The sequence below is a fragment of the Bradyrhizobium jicamae genome (assembly GCF_001440395.1).
GTDB classification, from domain to species: Bacteria; Pseudomonadota; Alphaproteobacteria; order Rhizobiales; family Xanthobacteraceae; genus Bradyrhizobium; species Bradyrhizobium jicamae.
In genome coordinates, this window is the sequence record NZ_LLXZ01000022.1 from 55,235 (window position 1) to 69,635 (window position 14,401).

The following is a 14,401-nucleotide window of genomic DNA, read 5'->3' on the forward strand; positions in this document are numbered from 1 at the left end:
GGGCTTTAAATGGTGATTTCCAACGAAGGCATTCTCGTCATTCTCTTTGTCGGCCTGGTGGCCGGCTGGCTCGCCGGCAAGATCGTGCGCGGCACCGGCTTTGGCATCATCGGCGATATTCTCGTCGGCATCGCCGGCGCGCTGCTGGCGAGCCTGCTGTTTCCCAAGCTCGGCATTCGTCTCGGCACCGGCCTGGTGTCCGAGATCGTCTATTCCACCATCGGCGCCATCATCCTGCTGGTGATCGTGCGGCTGCTCCGAACGGGCGGTCGGTGGTAGCGCGCCGCAATTTCCCGTGCGCCACTGCGTCGACAACCCAGCGCCGCGCCGCGGCGTCCTCGCACAAGCCAGGTGGAGGTTGACGGGCTGGGGGCGATAGCGGCGTCCAGCCCGACGTATGCGGCGAATCGGCTGGGTCTCGACAGGGATTGCCTTTTCCCCAGCCCCCGGCCCGAACCCGCGGCGGGACTGGCGCCGGCGTCAAAATAGCTGCCGAAAACCGCGCTTCACCCCCTTTATGGCGGTGAACTGGATGTAGGTTAACGTGACTTAAAATGGACGGTGTACGAAAACACCGATAAAATCAGCACGTACCTTATCCGTTTGAAGAGATACGCATAAATGGCAGCCGCTCCCGGCGTCCGGAAGTCCGAGCTCGGTGAGGCGCTGCGCGCCTGCCGCAACGCTTTTATCGGCGTCGGCGTCATGAGCTGCATGATCAATCTGCTGTATCTCACCGGCTCGATCTTCATGCTGGAGGTCTACGACCGCGTGCTGCCGAGCCGCAGCGTGCCGACCCTGGTCGGCCTCGTGATTCTCGCCGCCGGCCTCTACATCGCACAAGGTGGCCTCGATCTGATTCGTGGCCGCATCCTCGGCCGCATCGGCACCGCGCTCGATGAGGCCATCAATGCGCGCGTGTTCGAAACCGTGGTGCGCCTGCCGCTGATGGTCGGCAGCCGGAACGAGGGGCTGCAGCCGCTGCGCGACCTCGACAATGTCAGGTCTTTCCTCGGCAGCATGGGACCGGGTGCGTTCTTCGATCTGCCGTGGCTGCCGTTCTATCTCGCGATCTGCTTTGCGTTTCACTGGCTGCTCGGCGTCACCGCGCTGGCCGGCGCCATCATCCTGGTGACGCTGACGCTGATCACCGAGTTCCTGTCGCGCACGCCGGCCAAGGAGGCGATGACGCTGGCGGCGCGGCGCAACGATCTCGCCGCAACCAGCCGGCGCAACGCCGAAGTGCTGGTCGCGATGGGCATGTCGGGGCGGCTGATGAAGCGCTGGGGCGAGGCCAACGAGACCTATCTGGCCGGCAACCAGCGCGCCAGCGACATCGCCGGCGGATTGGGGGCCGTCGCCAAGGTGCTGCGCATGATGCTGCAATCGGCGGTGCTCGCGGTCGGCGCCTACCTCGTGATCCATCAGGAGGCCACCGCCGGTATCATCATCGCCGGCTCGATCCTGAGCGCCCGCGCGCTGGCGCCGGTCGATCTCGCCATCGCGCACTGGAAAGGCTTTGTCGCCGCGCGGCAGAGCTGGCATCGGCTTTCCAAGCTCCTGGAGCAGATGCCGGCGTCGAACGCGCAGACGCTGTTGCAGGCGCCGACCAGGCGACTGTCGGTCGAGGCCGTCAGCATCGTGCCGCCGGGCGAGCAGCGCGTCATCGTCCAGGACGTCAATTTCGCCGTCGAGGCCGGCACCGGCGTCGGCGTCATCGGGCCGAGCGGCTCCGGAAAATCGTCGCTGGTGCGCGCGCTGGTCGGCGTCTGGACGCCCGCCCGTGGCAAGGTGCGGCTCGACGGTGCGGCGCTCGACCAATGGTCGTCGGACGTGCTGGGCCGCCACATCGGCTATCTACCGCAGGATGTCGAATTGTTCGCCGGCACCGTGGCGCAGAACATCTGCCGCTTCGACCCTGAGGCGAAATCGGAGGACATCATCGCCGCCGCCAAGGAAGCCGGCGTGCATGACATGATCATCAAGATGCGCGAGGGTTACGATACCCAGATCGGCGAGCAGGGCGCTTCGCTCTCGGCCGGGCAGGCGCAGCGGGTGGCGCTGGCGCGCGCGCTGTATGGCCATCCGTTCCTGATCGTGCTCGACGAGCCGAACTCCAACCTCGACAGCGAGGGCGACGAGGCGCTGACCCGCGCTGTGCGTGCCGCGCGCGAGCGCGGCGCCATCGTGGTCGTGGTGGCGCACCGGCCGATCGGCATCGAGGCGGTCGATCAATTGCTGGTCTTGAAGGACGGCCGCATGCAGGCGTTCGGTCCGAAGGAGACCGTGCTTGGCCAGGTGCTCCAGCGGGTGCCGGCGCCGCCGCCGATCAAGATCGTGTCCGAAGCGGGAGCCGTGAAGAAATCATGACCGCGGAGCTGAAAGGCGCGCGCCGCTCGATCCGCTCGCACCTCATCCTGGGGCTGGCGCTGATGCTGGTGATCGTCGGCGGGTTCGGCGGCTGGGCCTCGACGGTGCAGATTTCCGGCGCGCTGATCGCGCCGGGTTCGGTGGTGGTCGATTCCAACGTCAAGAAGGTGCAGCATCCGACCGGCGGCGTGGTCGGCGAGGTCCGGGTGCGCGATGGCGATATCGTCAAGGCCGGTGACGTCGTGGTGCGGCTCGACGAGACCGTGGTGAAGGCGAGCCTTGCCATCGTGGTCAAGACGCTGAACGGCCTTTGGGCGCGCGCCGCGCGGCTGGAGGCGGAGCAGCGCGGCCTCGACAAGATCAAGTTTCCGCCGCAACTCGCCGATCGCGCCGACGATCCTGACGTCCACGACGTCATCGCGAGCGAGACCAAGCTGTTCGAGGTCCGCGTGTTCGGGCGCGCCGGGCAGAAATCGCAGTTGCGCGAGCGCGTGGCCCAGCTCAACGAGGAAATCGCCGGCCTCACCGCACAGGAGCAGGCCAAGGATAAGGAAATCGCGCTGGTCGAGAAGGAGCTGGTCGGCGTCCGCCAGCTCTATGAGCAGCGCCTGATCCAGATCTCCCGCCTGACGGTGCTGGAGCGCGATCTCGCCCGCCTGTCGGGTGAACGCGCCCAATACATCGCCGCGCGGGCCCAGGCCAAAGGCAAGATCACCGAAACCGAACTGCAGATCATCCAGATCGACAAGGATGTCGTCAGCGAGGTCTCCAAGGATCTGCGCGAGACCAACGACAAGATCGGCGAGTTCGTCGAGCGCAAGGTCACTGCGGAAGATCAATTGCGCCGCATCGACATCCGCGCGCCGCAGGACGGCGTCGTGCTGCAGTCGACCGTGCACACGATCGGCGGCGTCATCACCGCGGGCGATGCCATCATGATGATCGTGCCGAAGGCCGACGATCTCTCCGTGGAAGCCAAGGTCAACCCGCAGGACATCGACAAGCTGCAGATCGGCCAGAAGACGCTGCTGAGGTTATCGGCCTTCAACCAGCGCACCACGCCGGAACTGAACGGCGTCGTCACCCGCGTCTCCGCCGACGTCACCACCGACCAGCGCACCGGCCAGAGCTACTACACCATCCGAGTCTCGATGCCGCCGACCGAGGTCGCCCGCCTCGGCGACAACGTCAAGATCATCCCGGGCATGCCGGTCGAAGCCTTCGTGCAAACCGGCGACCGCACCATGTTCTCGTATCTGATGAAGCCATTCAGCGACCAGCTGATGCGCTCGTTCAGGGAGCGGTGAGGTGGTGGGCACGCGTGACCGCGACCATCCTTCGAGACGCCGCGGAGCCTGTCATCGGCGCACATTCGCGCGACCCGTTGGCGGCTCCTCACCATGAGGAGTGTTGCGTCCCCGCGGGTCAGGGTGTGAACCCATAAATGGCGGACGTCCGCTTTGGCGCGCATTCCGGACTCAAGTCGGACATCGCGTGAGGTCCGAAAAGGCCAAGAGCAGACATCACGCGGAGTCAGGTGCGGCAGTAGCGGCAGACCACCTTCATTAGCAGCGTTGGCCGCTTGCAAACTGATATTCAACTTCGATTTCTACGGGCCCGCCTGTATCTCCGAGATTGCGTTGCACTTCCTCGCGAACAATATCGCGCACCGATTGAGGGAGTGTCAGATAGGCTTGTCCAGTCGAGCCGCCGCCACGTTCAAACGGACCAAAGTAGGCATCGAAAGAAGGCATTTTGAATTGGTGCGCCTGGCTCGTTATTTCGATATTTTGGAATCCGGCCTGCTCGAGCAATTGTCGCAGACGAGCCGAGTCACCCAATGAAAACGTCCTTGCCGTTGCCTCGCTGATCGCTGGCAAGTGCTTGGCCATAGCGGTGTTGATCCTGCCGTTGTAGGTTCGTTCCGGCACCGTGGCAACGGAAGCTGCTGCGCGTCCGCCCGGCCGAAGGACACGCAAGAACTCCGACAATCCGCGCGAGGGATCAGGGAAGAACATTAGCCCGAGACTGCAAGTCAAAGCATCGAAGCTGCAATCGGCAAACGAGAGAGATTGGCCGTCCTCCACCGCGAAGGTGACATTTGCCGCTGCGCTCAGGCGCTGCCGCGCCTGTCCAACCATGGCTTCCGATACGTCGGCCGCGACGACGTGCCCTGTTGGGCCGACTACGAGCAAGGATTCTGCCGCTGCCAGTCCCGTGCCCGTTGCGATGTCGAGTACATTCATGCCAGACGCAACACGCGCGGCACTCAGGAGGAACGGCAAAAAGTGGCGTGATACATGTGCAAACGCGCGATCATACCCAACTGCGGCCTCGTCGTGGTACGCGAGCTCCTTTGCCATTGGCCGCCCCTCAAATTTGCATTCAGTATAGGTTCGGATCATGGCCCACTAAATTGGCGGGGGCAAGAATGAGCGCGCCTTTGTGACAATGGCAGCGTAAGTCTGCCATGTCGGCCTTGGGTCATTCGCGTCATTCTGAGGGTGTGCCGATCACTTCCGGGCTACCCCGATAAACAGACATTCTCAGCGTTCGTCGGCATGTCTCAAACGTGCCAGGAACGGACTCATGGACTGCGGCTGAGGGGCGAAGATTGATTTTCGGTAGTGAGGATATCCTGGATCTACCAATCGAATGGAAGAAATCGCCGATGGCACGACATCCGGCGAACGTCGCTTCTTCGTCGTGTTCCATCGAGAGCCCCGACGTCAGCGGCGAAGATCGCCGCGAGGCGGCCGGGAGTTCATTCGGGCATCCCCGCTTTTCGCAATGCATCCGTAAATCGACCATGACGTCCCGGACCCACGACGGTGGAGACGCGTCGGCCTGGTGTGATCTCAAGCACACGCTTCATCGCGCGTTTCGCTTTTTCGAGGTCGCCAACCAATGCGCTACCTACCGCGACCGCCATCGCTGCGTCAGGGGCGTTCGGCTGGTCGCGTAGCGCCTTTTCAGCCCAAAGCAACGCTTCGCCGTAGCGATGGGCGCGGATATGCGCGAACGCAATTCCGGCTTCAAACTGATGGAACGAAGATTCGAGCGGGCTTAGCCGCATCGCTCGCGCAAAATGCTCGATTGCGATCTCCGGTTGGTTGAGCCAGATTCTGGTCCAGCCGCTCAAACCCCATGACATAGCGTGGTTTGGATTAGAGGCGAGCGCCCGGTCAATCAGCGCCGCGCCCTCTTCCAACTCGCCAACGACCATCACGAGGGAGTGCCCGGCCCAACATAGCGAAAAAGCGTCGTCCTTGCCGAGCCTCACTGCCTCTCGCGCGAGCCTGGCGGTTTCGCGACGTTCATTGTCCGGTTCAGTGGCTAGTCCGTTTAGCTTGCGGTTGCAGTAACACCAGGTCGCCAAGGAGTAGGCTTGTGCATAGTCGGGGTCCAACTCGATGGCCTTGTAGAGCAAGCGGAGCGCCTCTTCACTGCTTTCGTTTGTCCACTGATGGAGCAGGGCATATGCGCGCAGGACGCAATCATAGGCGTCAAGATTTGCCGGCGGTTTCCGTTTGGAACGCGCCGTCTCCGCTTCCCGCAATTTCGGATCAATCGCTCCGACAACACCACTGGCTACCTGATCCTGAAGCTCGAAGACGTTTTCCAGCGAGCCTTCGAAGCGGTCGGCCCACAGGTGCGCGCCCGTAGTCGCGTCGATCAGCTGCCCCGTGATGCGCACGCGGTTCCCGGCCTTGCGCACCGAACCTTCCAGGACATAGCGCACACCGAGCTCGCGGCTGACCTGCCTCACGTCCACCGTCCGGCTCCTGTAAGCCAAGGTTGAGGTGCGGGCGATCACGAACAGCCAATGAAATCGACTGAGCGCCGTGATGATCTCCTCGACCATGCCATCGGCAAAGTATTCCTGTTCCGGATCGCCGCTCAAGTTCTGGAACGGAAGTACCGCGATGGAGGGTTTGTCGGGCAGCGCCAACGGCTTCTGCGCGTCCGCAAGCCGCGCCGCCTGCGATGGCGCGGCCGCGACGCTCACCGCGTAGGCGCGGATCGGCTCAATGTTCTTCAGGTACTGCATACCCAGATCGACGAAGGTCAGCGGCAGGAGTTTTTTGACCTGTTCATGGGCCGCGCTGGAAATGCAGATACCATCCGTCGTGGCGCTCGACTGCAGGCGTGCTGCGATATTGACGCCATCGCCAAAGAGATCGCCAGCCCTGACCATCACGTCGCCGATGTGCACGCCGATCCGAAAGTTGATGCGACGGTCCGGCGGCAACTGATCGTTTGCGTTCACCCAGGCGGTTTGTGCCTCGACGGCGCACTGCACGGCATCCACCGCACTTGCGAATTCCGCCAGCACGCTGTCACCAGCCGTGTTGGCGATCCGGCCACGGTGCGCCGAAATCAGCGCATCCAGGATTTTCCGTCGGTCGGTCAGATTGCGTAGCGTACCAACCTCATCGCAGCCCATCAGGCGGCTATAGCCTTCGACGTCGGCCGCGAAAATCGCCACAAGCCTGCGCTCGACATCAGCCATATTGGCCTCGATCTGCCCTAGACTGTGCCGATAGATTATCGCACGCGCTGCGGTCGGAAAACCTTAAATCCTGTCTCCCTCATCGCTGATGAGCCGCAAAGCGGCGTCTCGGCGGATGTGGGCCCGCTGCCAAACACGCCTCACCGCGAACCCTGGAGCGGAACGGATCTACCTCCTGTCGTATTCATCCGGCCCCATCGCCCAAGCCCACTGCTCGTGGCCGGGCGCGTAGGTGCGGTTGGTCTCGGCCGGGTTGCGGTTGACCAGCGGCCGCATGAACATCGGGTGGGTGGCGCTGCGCACCTCGTGCTCGACGGTGAACAGGTGCCTGCCGCTGTCGAGATCGACGATGTCGCGGAAGCGATACTGATACTGGTTGTCTTCCTGCGAGATCAGGCCGCGCTCGCCGAGGCGGCGATAGGGACCGGAAAAGTCCGTGATGTAGATCTGCACGTGATGCCCGTCGTAATCCGGCTGTACGCGGTCGCTCTCGCGGAACTGCAGATACTGGTTCCTTCCGACCTTGACGCGCGCCATGGTGCCGTCGCCGTTTGCAAGCTCGGCCTGCATCCCCATGATCGCGGGATAGAAAGCAGAGATTGCCTTTGCCGTCCCGACCGGCACGTCGAACTCGACATAGGGAATGCCGAGCGTGATGCGCCCGAAGCGCGCCGCATCCGGCTCGTAGCAGCGCACGCGATTGCCCCACGGACAGACCGCTTCGACATGGTCGTTGTGCTCGCGATACGCAAACGCCGTGCCCTCGAGCTTCTTCGCGACCGACGCCAGCCGCTCCAGCAGCGCCGCGCGGCCCGTGATGACGATGCCGGTATGGCCGCGCAACACCTGCGCGCTCCCGTGCGGCAGATGAAACTGGCTCCTGCCGACATTGATCCACATGTTGGTGTCGGAGACCATCAGATAGGGATCGCGGGTCAGTCCGAGGCCCGCGACATAGAACAGCGTCGCCAGCCGCTGATCGGGGATGGTGACGTTGACGTGCTCGAAATGGATCGAGTTGCCGAGATCCTCTGCGGCGCGGTCGAATTGTTGCATGATGACTCCCCTACGTGTGTAGGGTGGGCAAAGCGCAGCGTGCCCACCGTTCTTCTTGTTTGATCCAGATGGTGGGCACGCTTCGCTTTGCCCACCCTACAAGACTGCGCTCGCTAGTCAGTTAGACGTAGCAGCAACAACTCCAGCGCCATCTTCGCGAACGCTTGCATGTTCGCCTGACGATCGCTGCTGCCGGTCTCCATCGTGATCACCTGGTCCGCCCCACCCCGACTAGCGACCGCGATACAGCAATGTCCGGCGGCGTCGCCATAGCGGTTGCCGGTCGGTCCCGTCGCCCCGGTCTCCGATAGGCCCCAGTCGGTCGCAAAGCGCTGGCAGACCTGGCTGGCCAGCAGCTGGGCATAAGGCTGCGACGCCGAGCGGATACCCTTCATCGCCTCGTCGGGAATATCCATCAACAGCCGCCGGGCATTGCGCGTGTAGACCACGGCGCCGCCGAGGAAATAGGCCGATGCGCCCGGCACCGACAACAGCGCCGCCGAGATCAGCCCGCCGGTTGAAGATTCCGCCACCGCAATCGTCTGTTTGCGCGCGATCAGTTGGGTGGCGATCTTTTCCGCAATGGTAACGAGTTCGTTCATCTCACCTCCCAAAAATCCCGCCAGTCATGTCTTCCTAGCACAGGAGGTTCACGCTTGCCGAGTTGCGGGGCGCGGGCGGCCCTGATTGAATAGCTCAAACAACTGCGTCGTGCGGGCATACGAGGAAACACCATGACGTCGCCGATCCCGGGTGGCGTGGATTGCGATCTGCATCCCGCCGTTCCGCATCTGACCAGCCTGCTGCCCTACATGAACGACTACTGGCGCGACCAGGTGACGACGCGTGGCATGACCGACCTGGTCTCGCAATCCTATCCGACCAATTCGCCGATCTCGTCGCGGCCGGACTGGCGGCCCGCGCAGGGCAAGCCGGGTGCCGATCTCGCCGACATGCAGAAGCAGGCGCTCGATCGGTTCGGCGTGCGTTACGGCATCTGCAATCCGCTCTATGGCGTGCAGATGGTGTTTTCCGAGGACATGCAGGATGCGTTCTGCCGCGCGCTGAACGATTGGCTGGCCAAAGAATGGCTCGACAAGGACGCGCGGCTCCGCGGCTCGATCGTGATCCCGACGCAGAGTGTGGAGAAATCGGTCGCGGAGATCGAGCGCTGCGCCAAGGACAGGCGCTTCGTCCAGGTGCTGATGCTGGTCATGGGCGACATGCCGCTGGGAAAACGCGCCTACTGGCCGATCTATGCCGCTGCCGAACGGCTGGGCCTCGCCGTCGGCGTCCATGCCGGCAGCGCCTATCACAACCCGCCGACTTCGGTCGGCTGGGGTTCCTATCACATCGAGGACTATGTCGCGCAGGCGACCGCGTTCCAGACCCAGCTCACCAGCCTGATCGTCGAAGGCGTGTTCGCCCGCCATCCGAAGCTGAAAATGGTCATGCTGGAATCGGGCTTCACCTGGTTGCCGGCCTATCTGTGGCGGCTGCACAAGTTCTGGCGCGGCATCCGGATGGAAACGCCGTGGGTCGATCGCGCGCCGCTGGAGATTGTGCGCAGCAACATCCGATTCTCGCTGCAGCCGGTCGATGCGCCGCCTGATACCGCAACCCTGAACCGCCTGTTTGACCATATGCAGTCGGACGAATTGCTCCTATTCTCGACCGACTATCCGCACTGGCAATTCGACGGTGACGAGGTGTTGCCGCCGGGCCTGTCGGGCGATCTGGTCCGCAAGATCATGATCGATAATCCGCTCGCGACTTACGGCCGATTGGAATTAGCGAAGGAGACGACGCCATGAACGTCCAGTTTCGCCCAGAGCCGTCGGTATCCACCAGCATCAAGACCGCGATCGCGGATTGCGATATCCACCCGGCGCGCGCCACCAAGGACGAGCTTTATCCGCTCCTGGAAAAGCGCTGGCATTCGCATCTCGAAACCTACGGCATCCAGGCCTATCACGGCATGATGGAGGGCCCGCCCTATCCGAAGGCGCAGCCGAACGCCTCACGTCGCGATGCCTGGCCGCCGGAAGGCGGGCCGCAGGGCTCCTCGCTCTCCTTCATGCAGAAGCAATTGCTCGATCCCTACAACGTTGCGCTCGGCGTGCTCAATCCGCTCGCCACCGGGCAGGGCCTGCGCAACCAGGATTTCGCCGCCGCGCTCTGTGCGGCGATCAACGACTGGCAGATCGAGAAATGGACCAGCAAGGACAAGCGTCTGAAAGGTTCTATCGTCGTCGCCAATGAAGATGGCGTGACCGCCGCCGCTGAAATCCGCAAGCGCGCGGGCGATCCGAACTTCGTGCAGGTGCTGCTGCTCTCGCGCAACGTCGAGCCGCTCGGCCAGCGCCGCTATTGGCCGGTCTACGAGGCGGCGCAGGAAATCGGCCTGCCGGTCGGCATCCATGCCTTCGGCTTCGGCGGCAATCCGCTCACCCCCTCGGGATGGCCGAGCTTCTACATCGAGGAGATGGTCGGCCATGCCCAGTGCCAGCAGACCGTGCTGGCAAGCCTCGTGCTCGAAGGCGTGTTCGAACGCTTCCCGAAGCTGAAGATGGTGATGATCGAGGCCGGCTTCGGCTGGGCGCCGTCGCTCGGCTGGCGGCTCGACAAGAGCTTTGAGCGGCTGCACAGCGAGGTGCCGTATCTGAAGCGCAAGCCGTCGGAATATATCCGCGACCATATCTGGTGGACCACGCAGCCGATGGAGGATCCGGAGCGCCGCGACCATCTGTTCCAGACCATCGAATGGATCGGCTGGGACAAGTTGTTGTTCGCCACCGACTACCCGCATTGGGATTTCGACGAGCCGTCACGCGTGCTGCCGCCCGGCGTCAGCGAAGCCAACCGTGAAGCGTTCTATCTCGGCAACGCAAAGAAGCTGTACGGTGTCGCATGATCCGGAAAAGTGGGCGCCGGTTTTCCGAACAGATTATGCGCAGAGATTAAGATGGTTCGGCATGTGATTGCCCCGGTGGATGAGCTGCCGCCTGGGACGCGAAAATTCCTCGACATCGACGGGCGGCCGATCGCGATCTTCAACATCAAGGGCGAGTTCTTCGGCCTGTTGAACCGCTGCCCGCATCAGGGGGCGGCGCTGTGCGAGGGCCCGCTGATCGGACTGGCGCAATCGTCTGATCCCGGCGAGATCGAATACACCAAGCTTGGCGAAATCATCCGCTGTCCCTGGCACGGTTGGGAGTTCGACATCCGCACCGGGCAGTCCTATTGCGACCCCAAACGCTTCCGCGTCCGCGCCTATCCCGTCAATGTCGAGCCGGGAACAGCGGTAGTGAAGGGACCTTATGTCGCAGAGACGATCGCAGTCTCGGTCGAGAGCGACTACGTGGTGGTCGATTTGTAGCAGCCATAAGCCTTTCTATTGGCTTCCGTGGCCTTCCGCGGAGTGCTAGCGTTCAGGCTGAACCCACTCGTCTGGGGGAACCTTCCATAAGCGAGTGGGCCTACATTGCTGTTTCCGACGGATCTGACCTCATTCCTCGACCTCATACGCCAGCATGGCGATGTGGCCTACAGCTTCATGTTTGCCTATGCGGCCTCGCATAGCCTGCTGCTTGCGCTGTTCGCGGGCTACGCGGCGCATTCGGGGGCGCTGGGTTTTGGCACGCTCATCGTGGTCTGCTGGTTCGGCAGTTTCACCGGCGACGTCATTCGCTTCTGGATCGGGCGACGCTATGGCGCCCGCTTGCTCGATCGTTTTCCGCGGTTCGAGCGCACCGTGCAGACGGTCATTCGCCTGACGGAACGTCACTATGTCTGGATGATCCTTTTCCATCGTTTCCCGCATGGCATCCGCGGGCTCGCGGGGTTTGCCTACGGCATATCGCGGCTGCCCTGGTCCACTTTTCTTGCGCTCAACTTCGTCGCGGCGGGACTTTGGTCCGGCGTCGTTGTCTCGGCCGGTTATGCCTTTGGTCAATTCTCGGAGACGTCCATCAACAACGCCTCTTCGGGCCTGGGCATCGTGATGCTGGTCGCGTTCCTCGGCCTGTCCTGGTTGCTTAGCAGGAAGCTCGATCAGATCGTGCAGCGATACTGAAACGAGCAGGGTGGGCAAAGGCGCACTTGCGCCGTGCCCACCATTGCTTCGGCATATCCAGCGTGTTTGGGGGCACGCTGCCGCGTTCGCTCGTTGAGCTACGGCGTACAAGCCGCTTTGCTGCACCCTGCGGTGCTACTCCTCCATCGGACCGCCAAGCGTGCGGCGAAGTTGCTGAGCTTCGCGCCAGGTCTCAAGAACCTCTTTCCCAAATCGCGCGAGCTTGCTTGCGAGCTGTATGATGATGAGTGTGATCATGGCTATTGACCTGCCTTGATCAGCAAGCGGCTGATCTGTCGTTCTGCGTCGTCCGACAGCTTTTGCAGGCCGTGGCTGGCAATGTACTCGTCAACAACACGGTCAGCCTGCCGCTGACGGGATTCGACGAAGACGCGCAACAATCGTTCGAAAAATGAAGGCTTTTTGATCGGGGCAGAAAGCCAGGCCCCAGTGGTTAATGCGTTCGCCATTGGATGGCTCCTTTATCGGAGTTGTCCTTGGAGCGAATTTCCTACCTGAATCGGAGATGGGTATCGGTGAGCGCCAATGCCAGACCAGGTAGCGCGCATGGCTGCATTGACACATTGCGAAGGGATTAACGATTGTAGGCCGTAGGGTGGGCAAAGGCGCACTTGCGCCGTGCCCACCATCCATCACCGAACGCGTTTCCTGGATGATGGGCACGCTGTCGCTTTGCCCGCCCTACGGCACTATGGTGGTTAACGACCGCCGCCGCCACCTCCGCCTCCGCCGCCGCCTCCACCACCACCGCCTCCGTCACGCAGCGACTGGTTTTCGCGCGGGTCGAGATTCTTCATGTAGCTCAGCGAAGTGTCGCGGCGGGTGCGAAGCGACTGCACATAGCTCATGTGATCTCCGCAAGCCTGCCGCGATACTGCCTGATCGCAGTAGGGCGACGGCACGAACGCGGGAGCGGCCATGCTGCTTGTCGCACTGGCTACGACCAAAGCTGCCGCAGACAGGATCAACTTCATCGACATCTGTACTCTCCATTCCCAGGTTGGCGAAGCCGGAATGGCTCGCACAGACGTTCGACGGCGCGAGAAGGAATGAGGTTCGGAAGACCATGTGATGTGGGTCACGTGGGTAACCTGAATGTGAGGCCGGTCATTTTGCATTGCGAGGAGCAAAACGACGACTTGTCCGCCGAAGCTCGAAGAGCGAAGGCGGAAGCAATCCATGTCTCGGCTTGTGGCGCTATGGATTGCTTCGCCGCGCTCGCAATGACGTGGAGAGAGCGAGGTCTCTATTCCCCCGCCCCATGCGCCATCGCCTTGCGCTCCATCGCATAACGCACCAGCGCGGTGAATCGGTAGATGCCGTGCACGAACTTTCCATAGGGCATGGTGACGAATAGCGAAAACACCACGCCGAGATGCAGCGCCAGCAGCGGGCCCATCGCCGCGGTCTCGCGCAGGATCAAAAGCGCCATGCCGGTGAGGCTGGTCAGGAACAGCATCACGATGAATGCGACATCCATGCCGTAGCGCGCCTCGTCGACGAGCACGGAATCGCGCTTCCATCGCTCGGCCAGCAAACCGATCGGCCCGATCAACAGGCCGATGCCACCGAGCGTGCCGAGGACGACCGGCAGATCCCACCACGGGTAGGGCGCCTGCCGCGCCCAGAGATAGTGATAGAGCGTGGCGACCGAGGTCGAGGCGAAGCACAGCGCGAAGCCGTAGAAGGTGAAATGGTGATAGAGCCGGCGGCGGTCGGTCGGGCGATCGTCCTCGTTGAAGCAGCCGACGCCGCCGCCGTCGAGATAGCGCAACTCGCCGGCGTCGCGGATCGCCTGCAACAGCGCGGCGGCATCGGTCTTCATGCCGACCGGCTCGCCGATATCGCGCCAGAACGCGCGCACGCCCATCACCAGTGCGACGATCGCGTAGAGGAACGCCGCGCCGAACAGGGCTGCCATCGCGTTGTGCGGCATCAATTTATAGAACGCGCCCGGCCCGGTATGCACGCCGAACAAGACCTTCCAGTCGTGCCAGGCAGCAAAGCCGAAAATGAACGCGGCAACGCTGAATGCCGCAACAAGGCTGATGACGAGCCCGTTGCGCGCAAACGCGCCTGCGAAGACGCGTGGCCATGCATACGCCGCGTAGGATTCGGCGCGCGCCACCGCCAGCGTCTTCGGCACATTGACGTTGAACTCATGCGGCGGCGAGAACTGGCAGTCGGTGTAGCAGGCACCGCAGGCGTGGCAGAGATTGGCGAGATAGTTGAGGTCGCCGTCGGAGAAGGCGCGGCGCATTTCCATCGCCGGAAAGACCGCGCACAGCCCCTCGCAATAGCGGCAGGAATTGCAGACCGTCATCAGGCGGTCGGCTTCCTCAAGGATTCTCGTTCCGTGCATCCGT

Annotated in this window: 15 protein-coding genes; 7 read left to right on the top strand and 8 right to left on the bottom strand. The window is 62.7% G+C overall.

Annotated features, from left to right (window positions below):
* Nucleotides 1-9 precede the first annotated feature (9 nt).
* From CQ12_RS04130 to CQ12_RS04140, 3 genes are all read left to right on the top strand, one after another.
* Entirely contained in the window at nt 10-279 is a 270-nt protein-coding gene (locus tag CQ12_RS04130; RefSeq protein WP_057834089.1) for a GlsB/YeaQ/YmgE family stress response membrane protein, read from the top strand.
* A 342-nt stretch (nt 280-621) separates the two neighbouring features.
* On the top strand, nt 622-2,370 hold the full coding sequence (locus CQ12_RS04135; protein ID WP_057834090.1) for a type I secretion system permease/ATPase: 1,749 nt from the start codon (nt 622-624) through the stop codon (nt 2,368-2,370).
* Nucleotides 2,367-3,677, top strand: coding sequence for an HlyD family type I secretion periplasmic adaptor subunit (locus tag CQ12_RS04140; RefSeq protein ID WP_057834091.1), 1,311 nt, complete (start codon nt 2,367-2,369; stop codon nt 3,675-3,677). Before CQ12_RS04135 ends, CQ12_RS04140 begins: the two co-directional genes overlap by 4 nt.
* Before the next feature lie 258 nt (nt 3,678-3,935).
* Here CQ12_RS04140 and CQ12_RS04145 read toward each other — a convergent pair whose 3' ends face one another.
* From CQ12_RS04145 to CQ12_RS04160, 4 genes are all read right to left on the bottom strand, one after another.
* On the bottom strand, nt 3,936-4,733 hold the full coding sequence (locus CQ12_RS04145; RefSeq protein WP_057834092.1) for a class I SAM-dependent methyltransferase: 798 nt from the start codon (nt 4,731-4,733) through the stop codon (nt 3,936-3,938).
* Between the two features lie 401 nt (nt 4,734-5,134).
* The gene (locus CQ12_RS04150; RefSeq protein ID WP_057834093.1) at nt 5,135-6,883 is read right to left on the bottom strand and encodes an adenylate/guanylate cyclase domain-containing protein; all 1,749 of its coding nucleotides are present in this window, start codon (nt 6,881-6,883) and stop codon (nt 5,135-5,137) included.
* A 168-nt stretch (nt 6,884-7,051) separates the two neighbouring features.
* Nucleotides 7,052-7,942 carry a hypothetical protein gene (locus tag CQ12_RS04155; RefSeq protein ID WP_057834094.1) on the bottom strand — a complete coding sequence of 297 codons (891 nt, stop codon included), beginning with the start codon at nt 7,940-7,942 and terminating at the stop codon, nt 7,052-7,054.
* Nucleotides 7,943-8,052: 110 nt separating this feature from the next.
* Complete coding sequence (locus CQ12_RS04160) at nt 8,053-8,541, bottom strand: CinA family protein (protein ID WP_057834095.1); 489 nt, start codon at nt 8,539-8,541, stop codon at nt 8,053-8,055.
* Nucleotides 8,542-8,673: 132 nt separating this feature from the next.
* On the opposite strand from CQ12_RS04160, the gene CQ12_RS04165 reads away from it, so the two are divergent.
* The 4 genes from CQ12_RS04165 to CQ12_RS04180 all read left to right on the top strand — a co-directional run bounded on the left by CQ12_RS04165 (nt 8,674) and on the right by CQ12_RS04180 (nt 12,014).
* On the top strand, nt 8,674-9,753 hold the full coding sequence (locus tag CQ12_RS04165; RefSeq protein WP_057834096.1) for an amidohydrolase family protein: 1,080 nt from the start codon (nt 8,674-8,676) through the stop codon (nt 9,751-9,753).
* The gene (locus CQ12_RS04170) at nt 9,750-10,853 is read left to right on the top strand and encodes an amidohydrolase family protein (protein ID WP_057834097.1); all 1,104 of its coding nucleotides are present in this window, start codon (nt 9,750-9,752) and stop codon (nt 10,851-10,853) included. Before CQ12_RS04165 ends, CQ12_RS04170 begins: the two co-directional genes overlap by 4 nt.
* Before the next feature lie 51 nt (nt 10,854-10,904).
* Nucleotides 10,905-11,318 (top strand): Rieske (2Fe-2S) protein, encoded by a 414-nt coding sequence (locus CQ12_RS04175; RefSeq protein ID WP_057834098.1) that lies wholly within the window; start codon nt 10,905-10,907, stop codon nt 11,316-11,318.
* A 105-nt stretch (nt 11,319-11,423) separates the two neighbouring features.
* On the top strand, nt 11,424-12,014 hold the full coding sequence (locus CQ12_RS04180; RefSeq protein ID WP_057834099.1) for a DedA family protein: 591 nt from the start codon (nt 11,424-11,426) through the stop codon (nt 12,012-12,014).
* 135 nt (nt 12,015-12,149) lie between these two features.
* Here CQ12_RS04180 and CQ12_RS47195 read toward each other — a convergent pair whose 3' ends face one another.
* The 4 genes from CQ12_RS47195 to tcuB form a co-directional block, all read right to left on the bottom strand.
* Nucleotides 12,150-12,272: a hypothetical protein gene (locus CQ12_RS47195; RefSeq protein WP_283807349.1), complete on the bottom strand. Its 123-nt coding sequence runs from the start codon at nt 12,270-12,272 to the stop codon at nt 12,150-12,152.
* Nucleotides 12,273-12,274: 2 nt separating this feature from the next.
* Nucleotides 12,275-12,484 carry a hypothetical protein gene (locus CQ12_RS43360; RefSeq protein WP_065751386.1) on the bottom strand — a complete coding sequence of 70 codons (210 nt, stop codon included), beginning with the start codon at nt 12,482-12,484 and terminating at the stop codon, nt 12,275-12,277.
* Nucleotides 12,485-12,733: 249 nt separating this feature from the next.
* Nucleotides 12,734-13,015: a hypothetical protein gene (locus CQ12_RS04185; RefSeq protein ID WP_057834100.1), complete on the bottom strand. Its 282-nt coding sequence runs from the start codon at nt 13,013-13,015 to the stop codon at nt 12,734-12,736.
* A gap of 266 nt (nt 13,016-13,281) precedes the next feature.
* A complete protein-coding gene (gene tcuB / locus CQ12_RS04190; protein WP_057834101.1) occupies nt 13,282-14,397 on the bottom strand; it encodes a tricarballylate utilization 4Fe-4S protein TcuB in 1,116 nt (371 codons plus the stop codon).
* Nucleotides 14,398-14,401: the final 4 nt, after the last annotated feature.

Coding starts and splice junctions, on each gene's coding strand:
- CQ12_RS04185 (WP_057834100.1), bottom strand. CDS start 13,015: ATGTCGATGAAGTTGATCCTGTCTGCGGCAGCTTTGGTCGTAGCCAGT.
- CQ12_RS04170 (WP_057834097.1), top strand. CDS start 9,750: ATGAACGTCCAGTTTCGCCCAGAGCCGTCGGTATCCACCAGCATCAAG.
- CQ12_RS04165 (WP_057834096.1), top strand. CDS start 8,674: ATGACGTCGCCGATCCCGGGTGGCGTGGATTGCGATCTGCATCCCGCC.
- CQ12_RS43360 (WP_065751386.1), bottom strand. CDS start 12,484: ATGGCGAACGCATTAACCACTGGGGCCTGGCTTTCTGCCCCGATCAAA.
- CQ12_RS04175 (WP_057834098.1), top strand. CDS start 10,905: ATGGTTCGGCATGTGATTGCCCCGGTGGATGAGCTGCCGCCTGGGACG.
- CQ12_RS47195 (WP_283807349.1), bottom strand. CDS start 12,272: ATGATCACACTCATCATCATACAGCTCGCAAGCAAGCTCGCGCGATTT.
- CQ12_RS04135 (WP_057834090.1), top strand. CDS start 622: ATGGCAGCCGCTCCCGGCGTCCGGAAGTCCGAGCTCGGTGAGGCGCTG.
- CQ12_RS04145 (WP_057834092.1), bottom strand. CDS start 4,733: ATGGCAAAGGAGCTCGCGTACCACGACGAGGCCGCAGTTGGGTATGAT.
- CQ12_RS04130 (WP_057834089.1), top strand. CDS start 10: ATGGTGATTTCCAACGAAGGCATTCTCGTCATTCTCTTTGTCGGCCTG.
- CQ12_RS04140 (WP_057834091.1), top strand. CDS start 2,367: ATGACCGCGGAGCTGAAAGGCGCGCGCCGCTCGATCCGCTCGCACCTC.
- CQ12_RS04150 (WP_057834093.1), bottom strand. CDS start 6,883: ATGGCTGATGTCGAGCGCAGGCTTGTGGCGATTTTCGCGGCCGACGTC.
- CQ12_RS04160 (WP_057834095.1), bottom strand. CDS start 8,541: ATGAACGAACTCGTTACCATTGCGGAAAAGATCGCCACCCAACTGATC.
- tcuB (WP_057834101.1), bottom strand. CDS start 14,397: ATGCACGGAACGAGAATCCTTGAGGAAGCCGACCGCCTGATGACGGTC.